The sequence below is a fragment of the Chitinophaga varians genome, assembly GCF_012641275.1.
Taxonomy (GTDB): domain Bacteria; phylum Bacteroidota; class Bacteroidia; order Chitinophagales; family Chitinophagaceae; genus Chitinophaga; species Chitinophaga varians_A.
In genome coordinates, this window is sequence record NZ_JABAIA010000002.1 from 1,466,735 (window position 1) to 1,489,289 (window position 22,555).

At 50.2% G+C, this 22,555-nt stretch carries 15 protein-coding genes; 3 read left to right on the plus strand and 12 right to left on the minus strand.

Annotated features, from left to right (window positions below):
- Window positions 1–84: 84 nt before the first annotated feature.
- Window positions 85–2,460, plus strand: a complete 2,376-nt coding sequence (locus HGH92_RS20595) for an ABC transporter permease (protein WP_168872631.1) — start codon at window positions 85–87, stop codon at window positions 2,458–2,460.
- Here HGH92_RS20595 and HGH92_RS20600 read toward each other — a convergent pair.
- The 4 genes from HGH92_RS20600 to HGH92_RS20615 form a co-directional block, all read right to left on the minus strand.
- Complete coding sequence (locus tag HGH92_RS20600; protein WP_168872632.1) at window positions 2,446–3,303, minus strand: sterol desaturase family protein; 858 nt, start codon at window positions 3,301–3,303, stop codon at window positions 2,446–2,448. The two genes, HGH92_RS20595 and HGH92_RS20600, sit on opposite strands and share 15 nt — an antisense overlap.
- Window positions 3,304–3,401: 98 nt before the next feature.
- Complete coding sequence (locus tag HGH92_RS20605; RefSeq protein WP_168872633.1) at window positions 3,402–4,265, minus strand: DUF4249 domain-containing protein; 864 nt, start codon at window positions 4,263–4,265, stop codon at window positions 3,402–3,404.
- A gap of 21 nt (window positions 4,266–4,286) precedes the next feature.
- A complete protein-coding gene (locus HGH92_RS20610) occupies window positions 4,287–6,668 on the minus strand; it encodes a TonB-dependent receptor (RefSeq protein WP_211092680.1) in 2,382 nt (793 codons plus the stop codon).
- 216 nt (window positions 6,669–6,884) lie between these two features.
- Window positions 6,885–7,097 (minus strand): hypothetical protein, encoded by a 213-nt coding sequence (locus HGH92_RS20615; RefSeq protein WP_168872634.1) that lies wholly within the window; start codon window positions 7,095–7,097, stop codon window positions 6,885–6,887.
- Between the two features lie 108 nt (window positions 7,098–7,205).
- Between HGH92_RS20615 and HGH92_RS20620 the strand changes: the two genes are divergently transcribed.
- On the plus strand, window positions 7,206–8,207 hold the full coding sequence (locus HGH92_RS20620) for a helix-turn-helix transcriptional regulator (RefSeq protein WP_168872635.1): 1,002 nt from the start codon (window positions 7,206–7,208) through the stop codon (window positions 8,205–8,207).
- Between the two features lie 134 nt (window positions 8,208–8,341).
- Here the strand turns inward: HGH92_RS20620 and HGH92_RS20625 are convergent, their stop codons facing one another.
- The 8 genes from HGH92_RS20625 to HGH92_RS20660 form a co-directional block, all read right to left on the minus strand.
- Window positions 8,342–8,971, minus strand: a complete 630-nt coding sequence (locus HGH92_RS20625) for an NAD(P)-dependent oxidoreductase (protein WP_168872636.1) — start codon at window positions 8,969–8,971, stop codon at window positions 8,342–8,344.
- A gap of 245 nt (window positions 8,972–9,216) precedes the next feature.
- Window positions 9,217–11,409 (minus strand): sodium-translocating pyrophosphatase, encoded by a 2,193-nt coding sequence (locus tag HGH92_RS20630; protein ID WP_168872637.1) that lies wholly within the window; start codon window positions 11,407–11,409, stop codon window positions 9,217–9,219.
- Between the two features lie 245 nt (window positions 11,410–11,654).
- Complete coding sequence (locus HGH92_RS20635) at window positions 11,655–13,172, minus strand: NAD(P)H-hydrate dehydratase (protein ID WP_168872638.1); 1,518 nt, start codon at window positions 13,170–13,172, stop codon at window positions 11,655–11,657.
- 104 nt (window positions 13,173–13,276) lie between these two features.
- The gene (locus HGH92_RS20640) at window positions 13,277–13,804 is read right to left on the minus strand and encodes a hypothetical protein (protein WP_168872639.1); all 528 of its coding nucleotides are present in this window, start codon (window positions 13,802–13,804) and stop codon (window positions 13,277–13,279) included.
- A 120-nt stretch (window positions 13,805–13,924) separates the two neighbouring features.
- On the minus strand, window positions 13,925–15,121 hold the full coding sequence (gene nhaA / locus HGH92_RS20645; RefSeq protein ID WP_168872640.1) for a Na+/H+ antiporter NhaA: 1,197 nt from the start codon (window positions 15,119–15,121) through the stop codon (window positions 13,925–13,927).
- Window positions 15,122–15,214: 93 nt separating this feature from the next.
- Window positions 15,215–17,098 (minus strand): OstA-like protein, encoded by a 1,884-nt coding sequence (locus HGH92_RS20650; RefSeq protein WP_168872641.1) that lies wholly within the window; start codon window positions 17,096–17,098, stop codon window positions 15,215–15,217.
- Between the two features lie 9 nt (window positions 17,099–17,107).
- The gene (locus tag HGH92_RS20655; protein WP_168872642.1) at window positions 17,108–18,106 is read right to left on the minus strand and encodes an MlaD family protein; all 999 of its coding nucleotides are present in this window, start codon (window positions 18,104–18,106) and stop codon (window positions 17,108–17,110) included.
- Window positions 18,107–18,232: 126 nt separating this feature from the next.
- Window positions 18,233–19,456: an N-acetylmuramoyl-L-alanine amidase gene (locus tag HGH92_RS20660; RefSeq protein WP_168872643.1), complete on the minus strand. Its 1,224-nt coding sequence runs from the start codon at window positions 19,454–19,456 to the stop codon at window positions 18,233–18,235.
- Between the two features lie 184 nt (window positions 19,457–19,640).
- On the opposite strand from HGH92_RS20660, the gene HGH92_RS20665 reads away from it, so the two are divergent.
- Complete coding sequence (locus HGH92_RS20665; protein ID WP_168872644.1) at window positions 19,641–22,424, plus strand: putative LPS assembly protein LptD; 2,784 nt, start codon at window positions 19,641–19,643, stop codon at window positions 22,422–22,424.
- The last annotated feature ends 131 nt before the right edge of the window (window positions 22,425–22,555 follow it).

A 22,555-nucleotide genomic window follows, 5' to 3' on the forward strand; every position in this document is an offset into this window, starting at 1 on the left:
TTTAATATGTAAATATGTGAGAAATATAATGAAGATATATTGGCATTTTCTTCGTGGCACTGCAGCTACGCAAATTACCACAGCATGATCCGTAACTACCTGAAAATTGCTATCCGCCATTTTACACAGCATAAACTATATGCCGGGCTTAATATTATTGGCCTGGCCACCGGAATGGCTGTAGCGTTGACAATTGGACTATGGGTATGGGATGAATGGTCTTTTGACCACTATCATATCCATCACGACCGCCTCGCCAGGGTGATGAGCACGCAATTGGACAACGGGGCACTGGTGACCAGCAACGGTGTATGTATTCCGCTGGCGGACGAATTGCGGAACAAATATGGTGCGGACTTTAAAAAGGTGGCCGTCGTTTTTCCCACTTACAGTCATGTGCTGGCCAATGGTGAAACGAAAGTTTCCGCCGTTGGAAGGTGGGCGCAGCCTGATCTGCCGGCCATGTTATCATTGCGTATGGTCGCAGGCCGGCAGGACGCGTTGGATGACCCTTCGGCTGTATTGCTGTCCCGGTCGGTGGCACGGGCACTGTTCGGGCCGGCTGATCCTGTTAACCAGCTGCTGCGCATGGACAACCGCATGGACCTGAAAGTGGCCGGCGTATATGAAGACCTTCCTGAGAACACTACTTTTCATGATACCCAAATACTGCTGCCGTGGGGAAAAGCGCTGCGGGAACTCGTTTGGCTGCAGGAAGCCACGACAGACTGGACTACCCATCACTGGGAGCTGATTGTGGAGTTGAACGATCATGCGAAGTCTGCTGTGGTATCAGGCAAAATCAAGGACCTCGTACAAGCGCATATTAACGCAGGAAAGGAGACCATCTTCCTGCAGCCGATGAATCAATGGCATTTGTACAATGAATTCCGGAATGGCGTCAATACAGGTGGCCGCATTGGCACCGTGAAGCTAATGGCCACTATCGGTCTGTTTGTCTTGCTGCTGGCCGTCATTAATTTTATGAACCTTGCTACAGCGCGCAGCGAACAGCGGGCCAAAGAGGTGGGGCTGCGAAAGGCAATCGGTTCCTACAGGAGCCAGCTGATAGGGCAATTCCTGACAGAGTCCATAGTGGTAGCATTTATGGCCATGATATTGAGTTTGCTGATGGTACAGTGTTCCTTGTTTTTCTTTAACAGCCTGGCTGATAAACAGATGGTGCTGCCCTGGGACAACATGTCTTTCTGGCTGGCGATAGTATTATTCACCTTGTTCGTGGGCCTGCTGGCGGGAAGTTATCCGGCGTTTTACCTTTCCCGTTTTGAGCCGGTAAAGGTACTGAAAGGGACCATCGCCGCCGGCAAAGCCGCATGGTTGCCACGCCAGACGCTGATAGTGCTGCAGTTTACTGTGTCTGTTACATTGATCATTGGCACGCTGGTGGTTTTCCGTCAGCTGCAACATGCACGCAACCGGCCGGCCGGTTACGCCAGGGAAGGGCTTATCACGCTTGGTGTCAATACGCCTCAATTATACCAGGCTGATTATAACACACTGCGCCGCGATCTTATGGAAACGGGCGCTGTGGCTGATATGGCCTATTCCGCCGCTGCCACCACGGAGGCGCCGGAAAGTGACAAAAGCTTCAGCTGGAAGGGAAAAGATCCCAATATTGTTCCGCAACTGAAAATAGTGGGCGTCTCTCACGATTACGGACATACGATCGGATGGAAGATCAGGCAGGGGCGTGATTTTTCACGGGACTATCCGGCCGACACCGGCACGTTGATTCTCAACGAAGCGGCTGTACGCCTGATGGGGTTTCGCGATCCGGTAGGAGAGATCGTGACTTATGGCGATGCGCCTTGCCGCGTGATCGGCGTGGCTGCTGATATGATCATGGAATCGCCATACCAGCGAGTGGCGCCGATGATTTTCCGACTGGATTACAAATGGTACAACTTCATAACCGTCCGCATTAAGCCGGAAATGCCAGTGGTAGCAGCGCTGGACAGGATCGGCAAAGTATTTCGGCGATACAATCCGGCAGCGCCTTTTGAATACAAATTTGTAGATGAGGTATATGCCCGCAAGTTCTCCGATGAACAGCGCCTGGGCCGTCTGGCTGCGGTATTTGCCGTGTTGGCGATATTTATTTCATGTCTCGGCTTATTCGGCTTATCGGCTTTTGTGGTGTCTCAACGCACCAAAGAAATTGGTATCCGTAAGGTATTGGGCGCTTCTGAACTGAACCTCTGGACGCTGCTGACAGCGGATTTTGTACGCCTGATGGTATTGTCGGTGCTGATAGCGGTGCCATTGGGGTACTACGGTATGCACTACTGGTTGCAGCAATATGCCTACCGTACCAGCCTCGCCTGGTGGATATTCCTGCTGGCAGGTGGCATGGCGCTAACAGTTGCTTTGCTGACGGTGAGTTTCCAGAGCATCAAAGCAGCCCGTATGAATCCAGGCAGGAGTTTATCGGCCTCTTAGCTGTTTGGTGGTTTGCCGGCTGCCATCGGGGCTCCAGCCCGGCGCGTCCAGCAGGTAGTGCCACGCTTCGCGCAGCGATCGTGCCCGCCGAAGGTCGCGCCAGATATCTATCCATTCATGGGTGGCGATACGGAAAGGATTGTAGGTATGGATATTTTTGGTAAGGCCATACATGGGCCGCTGCTTTTCCGGCGTAAAAGTGCCGAACATACGGTCCCAGATAATGAGCATCCCGCCGTGGTTACGGTCCAGATAGTCAAGGTCCGATCCATGATGTACCCGGTGATGGGAAGGCGTATTGAAAATAAACTCTATTGGGCGCGGCAGTTTGTTGATCACCTCTGTATGTATCCAGAACTGGTAGATCAGGCTAATGGCCTGCATGCTTAATACCATGATGGGATGGAAGCCCACCAGTGGCATCCATAACCAGAAAAGGAAAGTGCCGGTAAGGTTGCCGGTCCAGTTCTGGCGTAGCGCTGTGGCCAGCGTGTATTTTTGGGAGGAGTGATGAATAACATGGGAGGCCCAGAAAAAGCGGACAGTGTGACTGCTACGATGGAACCAGTAGTAGCTGAAATCATCTGCAAAAAAACACAATACCCAGGCCCACCAGGTGAACCCCAGGGTAAAGAACCGGTATTGGTAAATAAAGAGATAAATGCCGAGGATAACGCCTTTGGTAAACAGGCCGATGAAAACATTGCCCAACCCCATGGCAATGCTGCTGAGGGCGTCTTTGGGCTCGTAGAGGTTCCGGTGGTCTATCGTGGTAATAGTGATCTCCAGCAGTATCAACAGCACAAAGCCGGGAATGGCATACATAATCAGGTTAGGAGGCATAAAAAGAAATTTGGCTATCCAGGTATTTGGTTATTTAATTTACGATTTTTTGATCGTCTGTAAATCACCAGCTACCGGAATAGCCAAAAATTATCTTGTTATTTCACCAGTTTTTCCGCCCTGCTGACAGCAGAGGTGCCAAACCAGCCCAGGATTTTGGTTTTCCCGGAAGGTGTTGTGTTGTCAACATTTGATTTTACATTCTCCAGCACTTTGGCAAACAGTCCACCGGCGTTCACCTGCTGGTCTACCTGTGTCAGGAACTCGTGGCTGCGCTTGGTGACAGATCTCAGTTTCACGATCACTTTTTCATCAAGCTGGAACGGTTTGCTGAAATCCGTGATGCTTTCAGCGATGGGCAGGATGAAAATAGCGCCGTCGGAGACACCTTCGTCGTAGGAGCCATCAATGGAGAAGGCATCGCGCAGGCGGCGGGTGGTATCGGAGCGGTAAGAACGGATCCAGTAATAGTCGGTGGCGCCGCCTTCAATGTCTTTGGCGTGCATGGTGGCATAGTATCCTTCCTTACCTGACATCGCCTCTTCTTTTTTCTTGAATTTCAGGGTGATGGAATCGATCGGCGGTACCCGTTTTAAGGTATCATACGCTTCAAAGATTTCTCCTTTGTATTCCACATGCAGTTTGTAGGCATGGCCAACAACGCCTATCGGGTTGGCGGTAGCGTCATAGGTGTATGCATTTTCCTTAAATGCAAACGGATAAGACTTGCCGTTGGTCAGATCGAAGAGTGTAATAGCAGCATCGTTGATAATGGGCGCCGGGTTGTTGTCCGTAAACGGTACGGACATGGTGAATTTGATCGTTTGCGGACCGGCCTCATTGGTAATCCAGGCATCGAGCACCGGGAATGATTTGCCCGGGGCGATATCCAGATCTATTTTATCCTCGCAGGCAGTGAGCGCCGCTAACGCTGATATGATGAATAATGACAGTTTTTTCATTACTTTCTTTTTTAAGACAGATTAAAATTTGAAGTTGTAAGTGATCCCCGGGATGATAGAGCCGATGATAGACAGGCGAACAGCTTCCCGTTTGTTGGGATCATCCTCATTCTGCTTGAAGTAAATACTGTAGGCATTTCTGCGGGCATATACGTTATACAGGGAGAACACCCATTCTCCTTTCCAGCGTTTCAGCTGTTTGCCTTTAAGGGTAAAGGACAGGTCCAGCCGGTGGAATGCCGGGAGGCGGTAGTTGTTCCTTTTTTCGGTGCTGTTGTAGGGAATATCCCAGTCCTGGAACTGTAACCTGTTGTCAGCATAGGTGCCTGGCGTACCGGAAGCATACACCCAGTTGGCAGACAGGGAAGTTCTCTTCGTGAATTCATGTGTGAGCACCAGGTTGAAATTGTGCGTGCGGTCATAGCGGTTCAGGAACCATTCATCGAGGCTGATGCCCGGTGTTTTTCTTTCTGAGCGGGACAGTGTATAGCTGATCCAGCCGGTGGTTTTGCCGATGTTCTTTTTAGCATACAGTTCCAGACCATAAGCACGGGTCTGTGAAGGCAGGAGGTCTGCCTCTATCAGCTGGTTCAGCTGCAGGTTGGCATTGTCAATATAATCCAGCTGATGATCAGTGGTTTTATAGAAAGCCTCGGCAGAGAACTCGTAAGAATCGTTGGGAGAATTGTAGAAGTAACCAACGGTGTACTGGTCTGATAAACTAGGCTCGATGTTGTTGGTACTGGGTGTCCAGATATCGAGCGGGGTAGGAGACGCTGTATTGGAGAGCTGGTGCATGAACTGAGTGGTACGGCTGTAAGCCACTTTCACGGCATGTTCGTCGTTGATGGCATAGCGGGCGCTGATACGAGGTTCAAAGTAATAATAGCCTTTGATCAGTTCATTGGCGCCGTAGTCTTTGCTGCCGGTGAGCGTTTTGCGGATGCCCGGTGTGGTATCGTTGAAGTAGTAGGCGGTTCCTTTGCCCAACAGTTGATACGCAGAGAGGCGGCCGCCATACTGGATACCGAATTTTTTAGTGGGTTTCCACTCATGGTCCAGGTATACAGCAGATTCCAGTGCATGTTTGTCGGTCAGTTCTTTCAGCCGTACTTTGTCGCCTTCGGTACCGGTGCCGGTGCCCGGGCGGAAAGTATAGTAGATGCCCTGTACGCCGAAATGCAGGATGTTATTGGTGTTCAGGTAGTAGGTGAATGACGGTTTCAGGCCGTAGTTGATGATATTGGAAGTCCATTTATAACCCTGCAGCAGCTCATCCTCCTGTTTTTTGGAGCCGTTGCTGAAGTTGAGGCTATAATCGTATTTAGAGTAGTAGGTGGTCAGGTTGAGGAACAGGCGGTTGGTGAATACGTGGTTCCAGCGAAGGGTGGCGGTGGTATTGCCCCAGTTCATGTCCACGTCTTTGCCCAGTCCGAATTTATCACGGCCGAAGTAGCCGCTGATAAAGAGGGTGTTGTTTTTATCAAACTTGTAGTTGGCTTTTGCCGTCAGGTCGTAGAAGTTCAGTTTGGTGTCCTTCATATCGCCTTTCACAAAAGGTTTCATGAGGATATCAATGTAAGATCTTCTGGCAGCTACGATGAAGGAGGACTTATCCTTTACCAGCGGACCTTCCACAGACAGGCGGCTGAAGATATTGCCGATACCGCCGTTCACATTGAAGTTTTGGTTGTTACCGTCTTTCATGCGGATATCGAGCACAGAAGAGGTACGGCCGCCGTATTCAGCAGGGAACCCACCTTTGATCAGGTTGAGGCTTTTTACTGCGTCCGGATTGAATACGGAGAAGAAGCCGAGCATGTGGCTGGAATTGTATACGGGTGCTTCGTCGAGCAGGATAAGATTTTCATCGCTGTTGCCGCCGCGGACGTTGAAGCCGGAAGAACCTTCTCCTACGGTGGTGACGCCCGGGAGCGTCTGAATGGAACGGATCACATCTACTTCGCCCATGAAGGTAGGCAGCTTTTTCATCTGCGCGATGTCCAGGCGGTTGATGCTGGTATTGAGCGTATTGACCGCTTTTTCCTGCTTTTGACCGCTGACAGTGACTTCGCTTAATTGGCTGCTGCTGCTTTCCAGGCGGATGTCGAGTGTTTTGTTGCTATGTAAACTAACCGTTGTTTTAACGGGGGCATATCCCATATACGAAAACTGAAGCTCGTGTTCCCCGGCGGGAAGTGTTAGCGAATAGAAACCGTATTGGTTGGTGACAGTACCAACGCTGGTGCCAGGTTTGCCGATGGAAATTCCCACCAGGCTTTCCCCGTTTTGTTTGTCTTTTACATAACCGCTAACGGTAAATCGTTGCTGTTGTGCGCGTGCTGGACCCATTGCCAGTATTAATACCAGCAAGGCCATCAACGTGGTGACCAAAGTTTTCATAATAGGTAAATCTCGATTTTAAATGACTTTTCCTGTTTTGTGACGTTGCTAATAAGACGTGGTGGGATATCTGTACCCCTATCGGTAGTCAGATTATTTTTTTGGTTAATAATAGAAAACGAAGATATAGCGGAAAAATGAGAAAGAATATTGAGATTGAAGCCCGGGGTTATGCTTCAAGCTCAATATTCGGCATAGGACTGGTTTTGAGGGGTATTAATCAAGGATGTCGCAATGGAACCCAAGGTGGTTCACAAACTCGATAATCGTTCTTTCGGCGAGCTGCTGGGGGCTGATCACCCGTAAAACCTTATCACAGTCTTCAATGTCCACGCTACAGGCATTTACGCTAAAACTGGAAGAAATGGCATCAATTACATCGTCTTTATCCTTAACAGTGTTAATATTTGTACGGAATATTCCAATCATGGCGTTTGGATTTGAATTTTGCGGAATATATTTGTGCAAATTTGCTACTGTTTATCCGTATAGCTGTTACATGAAAAGGATTAAAACTTATACGAAACGGATTATTTTATGGCTGTAGTAATCAAAAATGAACTGAACGAAGTATTGCTGCAGGAAGGTTTTCCTTTTTCGCCGGAGGACCTGGTGCCTTCGGGGGCCATTATTGAGGAGAACAAAGAACAGCAGCTTGATTTTGGCGCCTATAACATACAGGAATGCAAGTTTGACGGGATACACCTCATTATGTGCACAGCGGAGATTTATGAGAACCTGACGGTGGCCTCGGAGGATATCATGCCTCATGTGTCTATGCTGTTTATGGAAAAGGGCGATGTAAGGGCCTCTGTGGAAGGGATAGCGGATAAGTTCCGTTTTTCTTCCCTGGAACATAATATTATGTATTCTCCCCACCGGGAAGAGACCGCAGAGCTGAGAAAGCAGAAGGGTATCCAGGTGCTGGGAATGAATTTTTCACCGGAACGATTTATTGCACTGGCCGATAGCAATGGTCAGGTGTTGGGCAAGATGGCGAACGCCGTTGCCAAAAAAAGGGGAGTGATCCTGGCCGATAAGATAAACCCGCATATTACGCCCCGCATGAAAACGGTGCTGGGGGAAATACGCCAGTGCCAGTTCAAGGGCGGACTGAAAAAATTATTCCTTCAGTCAAAGGTCATGGAGTTGTTAGCACTACAGTGCGACCAGGTGGAAAACGACTTTGGCAGGGCACGGACGGAGCGTCACAATATCAGCAAAAGAGAGCTGGAGCAATTGCAGCATGCCCGCTACCTGTTGTTGCGGGATTTGCAGGAACCGCCTTCGCTGGCAGAGCTTTCCCGCCTGTCAGGCCTGAATGAGTTTAAACTTAAATCCGGTTTCAAAACCGTGTTTGATAATACCGTCTTTGGTTATTTTAATGATCACCGCCTCCAGATGGCCCGGGAGATGATCCTGGCCGGCGGTACATCTCTTGCCGATATAGCCGATGAAGCAGGATATTCTTCTCCGCAGCATTTCAGCAATGCGTTTAAAAAGAAGTATGGCGTAGCGCCGTCAAAGTTGGAATTGTGATGGCCATGATGATGGCTGATTTGCGAAGATTGGTAGAAATGATATAAAAGGACAGCCCACCGATTTCCGGTGGGCTGTCCTTTTATATTTTTGTATGTAAACTTAGTTGACTTAGTGCGCCGGTTTTGTTCGGTTTAGTAAGCCACGGTGAACCGTTGTTGAATATGTGCCGGTTTTTCCAGTTCATCAATGAGGGCAACGGCATAATCAGCGGTGGATATTTTGCTTTCGTTGTTAGCGTCTGTGAGAAGCTGGTCGCCGCCGAGGCGGAATTTGCCGGTGCGTTCGCCGGGTGCGATCATGGCAGCAGGACTTAATACGGTCCATTGCAGGTCTTTATCCTGTTTAATCACTTTATAGGCTTCGCGGGTAGCGCTGGCGCCTTCTTTCCATGCTGCCGGAAATTCGGGTGTGTCCAGCAGTTGTACGCCAGGGGCCACTTCCAGGCTGCCTGCACCACTTACGGCAATCAGTCTTTTGATACCGGCTTGTTTCAGTCCACCGATAATAGCCCGGACAGCCTGCACATAAGTAGGGGTATCGTGGGCGCTGTAGGCGCTGATGACAGCATCATTGCCGGCTACGAGGGAAGCTACTTCCGCTTCGTTGGTCACGTCGCCTTTTTTAACGGTCAGGTGGTCGTCTTTAACCTGTATTTTTTCCGGGTTGCGTACAATGGCGGTCACCTCATGACCTCTGTTCAATGCCTCGTTTAAAAGGGCGCTGCCAATGAATCCTGATGCACCGATGATTGCTACTTTCATGTTTAATGTGTTTTTGTAGTGATATAATTACAGTCACAACGGACCGATTGTTTAACTGTTTTGTTTTTTATTACAGTTTCGTGAAACAAAGGTACAGTAGTTTTTTACTGTAACAAAAAAAATTACAGTAAATCATAAAAAAATAGCGGACGAATCAGCCGGTAAGATGATAAAGTGCTATTAATCAAAAAGTTAATGATCAATAGCGGTCTTATCCGGGGAATCGTCCGCTACCTGGAATGATATTATTTCATCACATACACTTGTTGGGTTTTGGCAGCTGGCGGTGTGACGGTTTTCACCTTGGTCACCGGCACTTCTTCCTTGGTATGGAATTTTTCAGACAGGGTGGGCGCAATGACCAGCGACACGATAGACATCAGTTTGATGAGGATGTTCATGGAAGGGCCGGAGGTGTCTTTGAACGGATCACCAACGGTGTCGCCGGTAACAGAGGCTTTATGTGGTTCTGATTTTTTGTAGAAAGTTTCGCCGTTGATTTCCACGCCTTTTTCGAATGATTTCTTTGCGTTGTCCCAGGCGCCGCCGGCGTTGTTCTGGAAGATGCCCATCAGCACGCCGCTGACAGTAGCGCCGGCGAGGAAACCGCCCAGTACTTCAGGACCGGCGATAAAACCGATCAGCAGCGGGGATATCAGCGCGATAGCACCTGGCAGGATCATTTCGCGGATAGAGGCCTGCGTGGAGATGGCCACGCATTTATCGTATTCCGGTTTGCCGGTACCTTCCATGATGCCGGGTATTTCGCGGAACTGGCGGCGTACTTCTTCCACCATGGCCATGGCTGCACGTCCTACCGCTGCAATGGCCAGTGAGGAGAAGATGAAGGGGATCATGCCACCTACAAAGAGGCCCGCGAGCACGTCGGCTTTATAGATGTCGATGCCTTTAATGCCCGCTACGCCTACAAACGCGGCAAACAGCGCCAGCGCCGTCAGGGCCGCAGAGGCGATGGCAAAACCTTTACCGGTAGCGGCGGTGGTGTTACCTACCGCATCGAGGATATCTGTTTTTTCACGCACGTCTTTAGGCAGTTCGCTCATTTCAGCAATACCACCGGCGTTGTCGGCAATAGGGCCGAAGGCGTCGATGGCCAGCTGCATGGCGGTGGTGGCCATCATACCGGCAGCGGCGATTGCCACGCCATAGAGGCCTGCAAATGCATAGGAGCCATAGATGCCTAATGCCAATACCAGGATAGGCAATGCGGTGGATTCCATCCCTACAGACAAACCGCCGATGATGTTAGTGGCAGCGCCGGTAGCGGATTGACGGATAATAGAACGCACCGGGCGTTTGCCCATAGCGGTATAATATTCTGTGATGATGCTCATCAGGGTACCTACCACGAGGCCTACCACGATAGAGCCGAACACCTGGCTTTTGGTGAACTCATGGCCGCGCAGCACCATAGGGCCGTCGGGCAGTATCCAGTTAACGAGGAACCAGGAAGCGATGGCTGTGAGGATGATGGAGCCCCAGTTGCCCATGTTGAGCGCTTTCTGTACCACGCCGGTATTGAGACCGGCGCTATCGCTGATTCTTACGAAGAATGTTCCGATGATAGAGAAGATGATACCGGTACCGGCAATCATCATAGGGAGCAGGATGGGAGCGAGGCCTCCGAACATGTCCTGGGAAGCTGTTTCAGAGCCCAGTACCATGGTTGCCAGCACAGTGGCCACATAGGAACCGAAAAGGTCGGCGCCCATACCGGCTACGTCGCCTACGTTGTCACCCACGTTGTCCGCGATGGTGGCGGGGTTGCGCGGGTCATCCTCAGGGATGCCTGCTTCTACCTTACCTACCAGGTCAGCACCTACGTCGGCCGCTTTGGTATAGATACCGCCGCCTACACGGGCAAAGAGGGCGATGCTCTCAGCGCCAAGGGAAAAGCCCGTCAATACTTCGATGGTCCTGATCATTTCGGCGGTATTGGCAGCCGCACCGAAATAGGATTTGAGGATAATGAACAGGGAGCCGAGACCCAGTACGGCCAGGCCGGCAACGCCCATACCCATTACTGAGCCGCCGGTGAAGGATACGCCCAGCGCCTTGGCGAGACTGGTACGGGCAGCTTGTGCAGTACGGACATTGGCTTTGGTCGCTATTTTCATTCCGATAAATCCGGCTGTGGCGGAGAATGCAGCGCCTATGATAAAGGCGAGGCCTATCGACCAGTGGGAGGTATGATGGGAAGCACCCATGTAACCCAATAACAGCGCAGCTATGATAACAAAGTATATCAGTACTTTATACTCCGCTTTTAAAAATGCCATAGCGCCTTCCGCAATATGCTGCGCTATTTCTTTCATCTTTTCATTGCCCGCATCCTGGCGGGTAACCCAGGAGCTGCGGACTGCAGTAAATAACAAGGCCAGTAATCCAAAACAGGGAACGAGGAAAACGATACTCATAGAAGCGTATTTAAATTGCTCGGTTGAAAAAATAGCGTATTAACTAAATGTTATCCAATAAATATAGATAATAAAATTTTGAATTAAGCATTACAGGTAAGGAAATACCGCAGGCGGAAAAGAATTAACAGGAAAGCCCTTATGGAAGCTGGTTTTCAGGGAAATGTCAGGGTCGGCAGCCCGTAAAGGGGAAGCTCCGGCGGCCATGGCCGCCACACAACGCACAGGCGCAGCGGAACAGGATTTTAATAGAAACATTCCAGGAAAGCCGCGCCCAGATGGGAGATGATATCTCCGGCAGTCATAGCTTCCTGCGACAATTTTGCTGCGGCCAGGTCGCCGGCATAACCATGCAGCCAGGCGCCCAGCAATACGGCGGCCTTGGGAGCATAATCCTGGGCCAGCAACCCTGTAAGGATACCGGTGAGCACATCGCCGCTACCACCGGTGGCCATACCGGGATTGCCGGTGGCGTTAAAATATACGGCGCCGTCAGGACAGGCAATAGCGGTATAACGTCCTTTCAGGAGGATATATAGCTGCAGCCGTACCGCCTGTTTGGACAACAGCTCCATCCGCTCGAAGTCATTGGCAGAAGGGCCGAAGAGCCGCTCAAATTCTTTGGGGTGCGGCGTAAGAATGGAGCCTGCCGGTACCTGGTATAACAGTGACGGATATACGGAAAGGATGTTCAGCGCGTCCGCGTCAATCACCATGGGGCGTTTGTAGCAGGTAAGCAGTTTTTCAAAGGAACGGGCAGTAGCGGTGGCGGTGCCCAGCCCCGGCCCGATGCCGATGGTTTTGTAACGGGCATCGGCCTGTTCATGAAAATGCGCGCTGTGCTCGTGTACCTCGTCGGCTACGCTCATGGCGGCAGGCTCGCTGATCTGCATAATATCATACCCACACCGGGGGATATGACAGGTCAGCAGCCCTACGCCCGCACGGAGACAGGCTTTGGCGCTAAGCACGGCAGCCCCCATCTTGCCATAGCTGCCGGCAACCAGCAATGCATGGCCAAAGGTGCCTTTATGCGCAAAGGCAGGGCGTGGCATGTAAATAGTATGCATCATCTCTTTGTCAGCCAGATGATAGCGTACAGGCGTATGCGTTATATAGTCCGGCGACAGCCCGATAGGCAGTATCTGCACCTCGCCCACGAGGGCAGCGTTTTCGGGCAGCAGGAAAGCCAGCTTATGGAATTCAAAGCTGAGGGTGTAATGTGCCTGTATGACGGGCGTATTGCGGCAACTGGCGTCTGCCATCAGCCCGGAGGGCATATCAATGGCCACAATGGTATGACGGCCATGCTGATCATTGATTTTGTGTATGATACCGGCCAGCCAGCCCTCGATGGGTTTGTTCAGCCCGGTACCAAAGATAGCGTCTACAATTACTGCGGAAGCGGGCAGTTCAGGAAAACCGGTAACATCGGCTATTTCGCGGATACGGCCGGCATATTGCTGCTGCAACCGCCGATAGTAATATATATAGTCTTCACTGGCCTTATTGCCATACTCCAGCAGGCAGGCGGTCACCTGATAGCCTTCTTCCAGCAACCGGTGGGCAATCACCAGCCCGTCGCCGCCATTATTGCCTTTACCACAGAAAATAAAAAAAGGATGAACAGGGGCAAAGCGGTCCAGCAGCCAGTCGGCGCATTTGCCGGCAGCCCGTGCCATCAGGTCGGTACTGCTCACAGGCTCATGTGCGATTGTGAAGGCATCCGCCTCCCGGATCTGTGCAGCGGTGAAGATTTTCATATCCTGCTGTTGAACAATAAATGTAGCGCAAAAATAAGGAACATAAAAAAACGGATCATGCTTGCCTCATGATCCGTTTACGGGTTATTAGCGTTTCCGCTATGTTAGAAGGTATATCTTGCAGATACACCGCCAATTTCTTCTCCGATGAAGTTGGTCGGTCCAACAAACTGAACGTAAGGTTTCAGGTCGGCGCTCAGGTTCAACGGTATCTTCTTGAAAGTCCATTCAACACCGATGATGCCATCCAGACCGGGAGATACATAGGTGCCTTTGCCTTTGTCCACATAACGGTCCCAGTCATAGTCACGACGGTCATAGAAACCTACGTGCGCACCGCCACCTGCATACATATTCAGTTCAGGTCTGCCGATATTCCAATGGTATTCATACAGCGCGGTAAATGTAACGTTGGCTCTATGTTCGTGGTTGGTAGTTACCAGTCCTTCAATGGCGTGAGGGCCCTGGATGAAGTGTTTAATGGTAAAGCCCACCACCCAGGGGTTCAGGCGGATACCCAGTGCGGTGTTGTAGTTTTCAACACTGCTGCTACCGTAGCTTTTCTTTTTCTGCGCGTTAGCCTGTACTGCCAGCAAGGCAAACAAACTGAAAAATAACACGACTTTTTTCATAGATGTTGCTTATTTATTAATACAAAAAATGTATGCGACTATTAACGTTGGCTATTTACTCTAAAGTATGCACTGGTTGAATAAAATTCGCGATAGCCTCACAATAACAGTGCCAATCCATCATTTGCTTTTCTTGATGGGGATAACGGGCTTCAATAAACGAAGGAAGATAAATCCGGCTATACCGGCCAGCAGGGAGGCCGCTATCACGGATATAATGGAGATGATCTGATATTCCCTTTCCGCGTAAGCCAGCGAGGAGATAAAGATAGACATCGTAAAACCAATACCGGCAATCAGCCCCACGCCTACCAGCTGTAACCAGCCGGATTTGGAAGGAAGGCTCGCCAGTTTCAGTTTCACCGCCGCAAAGGACAAGACAAAGATACCTATCGGTTTGCCCAGCACCAGCCCCGCAATGATGCCGTAACTGATATCATTGTGCAGTGCGCCCAATATATCTGAAGGCAGTTGTATCGCCGTATTGGCCAACGCGAAAACGGGCATGATGATAAAGTTGACCGGGTCATGGAGGCCATGCACCAGGTCCGCGATTTTATCCTGCGGAATACAGAATGCGAGCAACACCCCTGCGATGGTGGCATGTACGCCGGAATTGAAAAGAAAGTACCACAACAGGATGCCCGGAATGAAATACAATATCAATCGTTGTACTTTCAGCAGGTTCAGCGCGATGGGTATCAGCAATACGCCACCGGCCATGAGCAGGTATTGAAGGTTAAGATGTGGCGTATAAAATATAGCGATGGTCAGAATAGCGCCAAGGTCGTCGATAATGGCCAGGGCCATCAGGAAAATTTTCAGGCTTACGGGCACCCTGTTGCCCAGCAGCGAGAGGATACCCAGCGAAAAAGCGATGTCTGTGGCCATGGGGATGCCCCAGCCATGGGCGTATTCCGTACCGCTGTTGAACAGGCTGAAGATCAGCGCCGGAAACAACATGCCGCCGACAGCGGCCAGCACAGGCAGGATGGACTTGCGCAGGGAAGAAAGTTCACCTACGGTCAGTTCTCTTTTTATTTCCATGCCTACCAGAAAAAAGAAAAGCACCATCATGCCGTCGTTTATCCATAACAGGTAGGAGTTGGGCAAATGCAGGGCACGATATTGATAATGATGGCCGGTGGTGGGGTCAAAGAGCGCATTCCAGAAGTTCACATAACCTTCCTGCCAGGATGAATTGGCCAGGACCATAGACACCACGGTGCAGAGTATCAGGATGATGCCTACGGCACGACTGTCTTTTAGGAAAGTGTAGATCGGGGACAGGAGGGTTTTGAATGCGCTTCTAATCATGTTGTCATTTTAATGTTTTGCCATTTGGTTATTTAAAGATCGTGTTGTTTTCTTTAAATGACCAAATGGCAAAATAACTAAAATAACAGCTAATTACTGCATAAGTTCATACTTCGTCTTAGGCTTGCGCTTGATGTCCCATTTGAAATTCTCCAGCTGGAGCTGTTCTTTGGGCCTTTGTGTGAAGGGATAAACGGTGCCTTCGGGGTCTTTGATCATCACCACTTTATCCACGTCTCCCTTTTTGAAGAAGATATTAATAATACCGCATTGTGCCTTGTTGACGCTCATATAGGCGCCACTCTGGTCTTTTACGTAGTTGATTGTTTCGGCATTACCCTCCACATGCATCCAGTCGAGCGATTCACCGGCCACATACCCGGTGATGGTATTGCCTTTCACCTGGTTGAACATGTCGGGGCCGGCATTGTTGATGATAAATGCATTTTTGATCATCAGCACTTTATCGGCCGCCTGGTTTTTGGTAAACATCAGCATGGTGTCTGCACTAAGCTGGGTGGTATTATTGGACCAAAGCACCGGATCGCGGAAGAAGCGGAAGATGGAGTCTTTGGTAGAATAATATACGCTGTCGGCCACGCCCTGGAGGGAATCGGAGAACATGCGCACATGGTGATAGGCGAGGATGTACCGTTGGTCGGCAGTGTCTTTCGCCGGCGGGGCAGACAGCGCGATGCTGTCTGCATGGTGTTTGATGCCTGGTAAAGAGTCTTTCATGACGACCGGTGGCGGTTGTGCCATTTTCACCATTTTCACCCGGTTGGAGTCCAGCTTGTCTTTTGTTTTGGCCAGTACACTATCGGCCACAAACATCATCACGTTGCCGGGCACGCTGTCCAGTTGTTTTTTGGCGAGGGAGTCGCCCTGGTTGATCAGGGTGACCGGGATATGTTCTTTGGGCGGCCGGATGGTCCTTACAGCCCGCAGCGGTTCTTTCACCGGTTCTTTTTTCAGTCCTGCCACAGACGGGATGGAGAGGCTGTCGCCTGGTCTGATGATCCCGGAGAAGAGCGTATCTGCTGCGAGGTACATGGTATCTTTATTTTTCTCCATGATGAGCAGCGGTTTCTGGGTGGCCAGGATCGTTTTTGCGATCTGGTTGACCGTACCGTGGTTGGCCAGCAGTGACATTTTGCGGACGGTATCTTTATATACCATGTTACCAGTGGCGTAGGCCATGCCGGTGAGTTTGTCCATTTCGATGTTGTCTGCGGTGAGGGTACCGGTGCTGTCTTCGATGGTGGGCCGGTTACCGAAGTTGCCATAGCCTTTGTCGGTATCATAATAACCGCTGGTGGCGTACATGATGCGTTTCCCTTCGTTGATGGTGGTAGGCGCAATGATATTGGCAATTTTTGTTTCGGTATTGTACAGCAGGGCGTCTGTGGACAGCGTATAGTCAGGATCTACCAGCACTACGTTGCGCTGGAAGTGCATTTCCTTGGTTTCGGTATAGTAGTATCCTTCATCGCTGGTCAGTACGCTTTTACCGTTTACGAGGCGGCCTGTTTTCACATAGCTGCCTATTTTGGCGTTCATATCGTATTGCAGTTCCGGGCCGGTGATGGTGACTTTGCCGTCTGTGAGGCGGGCGTTTTCCCGGAGGATGGCGATACGGGTATTACCGTCGTAGTTGAGGTAATTGCCATAAATATGGACGCTGTCGGCCTGGTTAATATGTACGTTGCCGTATGCGTCCACGATATTGGTCTTGTTGTTTTTAACGGCGCTGTCGCAAAAGAACAGGGTAGATCCCTGTTTGAAGCGGGCATGGCCGATAAAGCGGGTGACATTGATCGTGTCTTTTTCGATGAGTTGCAGGGTGTCTGCACCCAGGATTTCGATCACGGTCCCTTTTTTAGGCGCAGGCTGGGCCGGGATCTGGGCATGGGCGGGCAAAATAGCCGCCAGGCACATCACTGCCAGTAAAAGGACTGATCTGATATAATGATTCATGTATGTCTGTTATTGTACCGCTGCGGTATCGGAAGGCAGTGGTTTCGTTTTATCTTTTTTACCGAACAGGGAGAAATGCACATAACGTTTAGGGTTGACGCGGAGGTCTTCCAGCAGTTTGTTCAGGCTGCCCAGTGATGCCTGGAGGTTGTTATATACCTTTTTATCGTTCAGCAGGAGGCCGGCCGTACCGTCGGTGGTATTGAGTTTGGCCATGGTGCTGTTCAGGCTGGCGGTAGTTTGCTGCAGTTGTTGCAGTGTTTTGTCGATGTTGCCGTTAGCCAGTGCGTCGGTGGCTTTTTTAGCGTTGTCGAGGATACCACTGATTTTTTCATTGTTGGCTTTCAGGTTGCCGGTTACAGAGGCCAGGTTGTTCATAGTGGCTTGTACGTTACCTCGCTGCGGGTCCATCATGTTATTGAGGGAGGCGGAGGTATTGGAGAAATTGCGCATGGTGGTGTTCAGGTTGCGCATGGTTTCCTGCAGGTTACCTTTGGCGGTGGTGTCGAGGATACTGCTAACGGCCAGCAATACGGTGTCTATATTAGACAAGGTGCCTTCGAGTTTTTTCACCAGCGGGGTGATTTGTTCCTTGATGGCGTCTGTCATGGAGCCGTCCACGGAGGCGTAGATGGTGTCGCCATTTTGAAGGTATTCGGTAGCGTTGCCGAGGTCCATCTGTACCGTCTTGGTGCCTAGCAGGTCGCTGCTGATACGTGCCACTGAATTGCGGGGGATGTTTACTTTTTTGGTGATGGTGAGGGTGACCAGTATTCTGGATGGATCGTTGTCTTTTACATTCAGCTCAGAAACGCTTCCTACCACCAGGCCGTTCACCTGTACGGCGTTGGACGGCTGCAGTCCATTTACCTGTTTGTAGACAGCGTAGATGGTTTTGTTGTGTGAAAACAGGCTCTTTCCCTTCAATAAATTAAAGCCCAGTACGAGTAAGGTGATACCCAGCACGGTAAGTATGCCTACCTTGGTTTCATTAGATAATTTGAGCATGAGATTCGTATACGTTCACCGCAAAAATAATCAAAAAGCATGCACGGGGCGTAGGTAGCAGAAAATGTTGGCAATAAAAAAAGGGGGAGGGGCGGCGGGGGTATTGGGGAGGGGTGAAGCGGGGGATCAGCAGGAAGTTACGAAAGCATCTCTGAATCCGAGTTTGCGGGCTTTTCGTACAGCCGTGGAGGCCTGGCGGTCTGTTTTAAAGTGTCCCCAGGTATATCGGTGCATTTTTTTTTTATTCAGAACGATCTGTTCGTGACTGATAGGACCGTGGAGCTTCCTGAAAATGGAAGCTCCCGGTGTATATAATTTATCAGTGGTCATCAGTTGAACGCAGTAAGCATCGTCCGGTTGGGGAACGGTGTTTTTGCCTTTACCGGCCGGTTTGCGGACATGGTTGAAGGCCTGCGGGCGGCTGGCAGTGGATTCATCGGTGTTGGAAGAGCCGCGGTTGGTGAAGCGTTCCAGCTCATCGCGGTATCTTTTGATGGCTTTGAAGATGCCCATGGCCAGTTCCTGTTGGCCGCCGGCAGAGTTGAGGTATTCCTCTTCTTCCGGGTTGCTGATGAAGCCCAGTTCCACGAGCACGCTGGGCATGGCCGTAGCGGAGAGCACCCAGATGCCTTTTTCATTACGCTGACGGGCGCCTCTGCTGATACGACCGGCTTTGGTGAACTCGTCCTCGATGAGGGTAGACAACCGGAGGCTTTGGTCGAAGTAGGCGTTACGCAGGGTATTGAGCAGGATGAACGTTTCCGGGTTCTCGTCTGCGAGCTGTTTGGTCTCTTCAGAATCGGCGTCCAGTACGATCACGGAGTTTTGTTTGAGGGACTCCATTTTGGCGTTGTTCTTACTGGTGGCCCATATATACGTTTCCGTGCCTTTCGCATTGCTGGGATAGTAGGCGTAGATAGGCTGTTTTATGGCTATCTTCTTTTTCCCTTTTTTGCGGTAGACGGTTTTATAGTCGACCACTTTCCTGATTTTGCCGGTGGAGTTACAGTGGATAGACACGAAAAGGTCACCTTTGGCATCGTTGGCGATCTGTGCTTTTTTGCGGGGATCGTCAAAGCGGTCTGTTTTTCGTGTATACACTACCTTTACATCCGGTAGGTTGTCTTCGAGGATTTTGCCCAGTTTCAGGGCCACAGCCAGTGTTACCTGCTTTTCTGTTGAGTAGCTTCCTCTGGCCCCGGGGTCTTCACCGCCGTGACCGGCATCAATTACAATAGTACGGATAGGGTTTTCCTGTTTCTTTGAAACTGGATTGTTTTTTGCCTGAATAAAAAAGGTACAGGTGAAAAGAGTTCCCAGTCCTAAAATCCAAAATCGGTTCCAGCGCATGATTCTCATTTTAATGGGTGCTGTTATCACAAAAAATAAAAAAATAAGTTTATCTGTTAAATTAGTAATTCCTTTGCTCCATGCGTGTTTACAGTATGTTTCCTCTTGCCGGACATCAAACTTTACAAGCTGCCTTTTGTAATAAATTGTATAATTTCTTGTAGGTTTGTGCCCGCCTTAACACATGAGCTCTAGCTACAAAAATAATTATAAAAAGTTTTTACGGCAGACATACCTGGCTTTTGCAGGTATGGTTATCGCCGTTCCCTTTATTATAGATGCATCAGGGGTCGCAAGGCCACACGCATCGCTGACTTTTAACAAAACTTTGGCAGATACCGTTCCTGCCCGGAAAGACACCGTAAAGCCGAAAGGGCTAAAAGTGACTGCAAAACCCGGTGCAGACACCAATATCGTGTCAAAAGACCAGGATACCTCCAAAGAGGTGACCGTGGATACCGTTTTTGTTCCCAAGGTGTCCAAAGATACGCTGGACGCGCCGGTAACCTATAAGGCGAAGGACTCCATTATCCTGATGGTGCCTGACAAACGCTTTTATCTGTATGGTACTGCCAGTACCAAATATAAATCGATTGATCTTTCTGCCGAAAAAATGAATTTCGACCAGAACACCGGCGTATTGGAGGCCACCAATGCCAAAGATACCGCAGGGAAGATCATCGGCCGCCCGGTCATGAACGACGGAGGCCAGAGCTTCGAGTCAGACACGCTCCGGTATAATTTTACCTCTCAGAAAGCAAAGATCTACAATACCCGGTCCCAGTACGGCGAAGGTTATATCCATAGTGAACTTACCAAAAAAGAGTCGGATAATACCATTTTCGGCTTTAAAAACGGGTACACTACCTGTAACCTCGATACGCCGCACTTTAGCTTTAGGGCCCGTAAAATAAAGGTTATCCCTGACAAACTGGTAATTTCCGGGCCCGCCAACCTGGAAATTATGGGAATACCCACCCCGTTGTACATTCCGTTCGCCATTTTCCCGATCACCCAGGGCCAGCGGTCCGGTATCCTGCCACCGCAGTATGTGGTGAACCAGCAGAAAGGGATGGGCCTCGAAAACGGCGGTTACTACTTCGGACTGGGGGAAAATATGGACCTTACCCTGCGGGGCGACGTCTATTCCTATGGCTCCTGGAGCCTCACGGCCAGCCCCACGTACCGGAAACGGTACAAATACAACGGTGGTCTGAACCTGAGCTTTGCCAACACCCGTTATGGTGATCCGGCGGTACCGTCCGAGTTTACAAAGTCCCGCGACTTCCGTATCACCTGGAACCACAGTATGGACAGCAAGGCCCGCCCGGGGGTGAACTTCGGCGCCAGCGTGAACTTCGGTAGCTCTTCCTATAACAGATTCAACGTATTTGACTATAGCACCCGTGTCAACAACAACATCGGGTCTTCCATCACCTTTTCCAAAACATGGCAGGGCAAGCCTTATAACCTTACCCTGGGCCTGAACCACTCTCAGAACCTGGCCACCCGCGACGTGTCTATCTCTTTCCCTGACGGTACTTTTACGGTGAACACCATCTATCCGTTCCAGCCGAAAGAAATGGTGGGCACGCCCAAATGGTACGAAAAAATCGGTATCTCCTATAACGCCGTATTACGTAACCAGGCCAGCTTCAAAGACTCTGCCTTTGGTAAACAGGCGATGTTTGACGCCCTGCAGACCGGCATGCAGCATACCATCCCGGTGTCTTTCTCTATCCCGATCCTGAAAACGCTGACCCTGTCACCCGGTATCAACTATAGCGAGTACTGGTATACGAAGAAGATCACCAAGGCATGGAACCCCAATAAGATAGTGACCCCAGGTCCGACCAATCCCAATGGGATCGGCGGTGTGGACACCTCTTACCAGGCTGGTTTCTTCGCGGCCCGTGATCTCAGCGCCAGCGTGTCGCTGTCTACTGCCGTATATGGCATGTATGGCTTCAGCAAACATTCAAAGGTGAAGGCCATCCGTCACGTAGTGCGCCCCACCATCAGCGCCAGCTATCGTCCAGACCTGTCCAGCAACTATTACTATAAATACAAATACTCCAATGTCGGCGACTCTGCAAGGGTGTCTTACTTCGACGGATCTGTTATCGGCGTGCCTTCGCCCGGCGCCTTCGGTGGTATTAACTTCGGCCTGGACAATAACCTGGAGATGAAGGTTTTTTCCCGCAAGGACACCTCCGGCAACCATGAGAAGAAAGTGAAACTGCTGGACGGCTTCGGTATCAACGGCAGCTACAACCTGGTGGCTGATTCCTTCAAGCTCTCCACGTTCAGTATCTACGCCCGTACCAACCTGTTTGATAAAGTGAATATCTCTGCCAGCGGAAACATCGACCCCTATCAGGTGGACGCCCGCGGCCACCGGCTGGACAAATATGTATGGCAGGCGGGGAAGATCAGCCTCGGCAGATTGACCAACGCCAGCATCTCCCTGAGCACTTCTTTCCAGTCGAAAGACAAGAAGGGCCAGGACAAACAGAAAAAGATAGACTCCCTGGAAAATATCACCAATGCCGACGCAGCCATGGCGGCCCAGCAGCGGCAGTTGCAGATGATGCGTAACAACCCCGGTGAATATGTGGATTTTGACATCCCCTGGCGTGTGGACCTGTCTTACAGCTTGTCTTATACGAATACCGTTATCCCTGATTCCGGCGGCGTAGTGAAACGTATAACCCAGTACGTTAGTTTCAATGGCGACTTCAGCCTGACACCAAAATGGAAAGTGGGGCTGAACAGTGGTTTTGATTTTACCAATATGCAGATCGCCTATACGAACATGTACATATCCAGGGACCTGCACTGTTGGCAGATGTCGATCAACCTGATACCGTTTGGCACATTCCGGCAGTTCAGCATCACCATCAACCCGAAAGCGAGCCTGCTGCGGGATTTGAGGATCAACCGATCGCGACAGTTTTACGACTTTTAGCTATTTTGATATTGGAAATGCAGCGGACCTCCGCTGCATTTTTTTTATTGTTTAAATAATAGAATGGCCAGATGTCCAAATTCCAATGTTATTTTCTCTTCTTTTTGAAGGTTCTGTGCTTGATAATGATT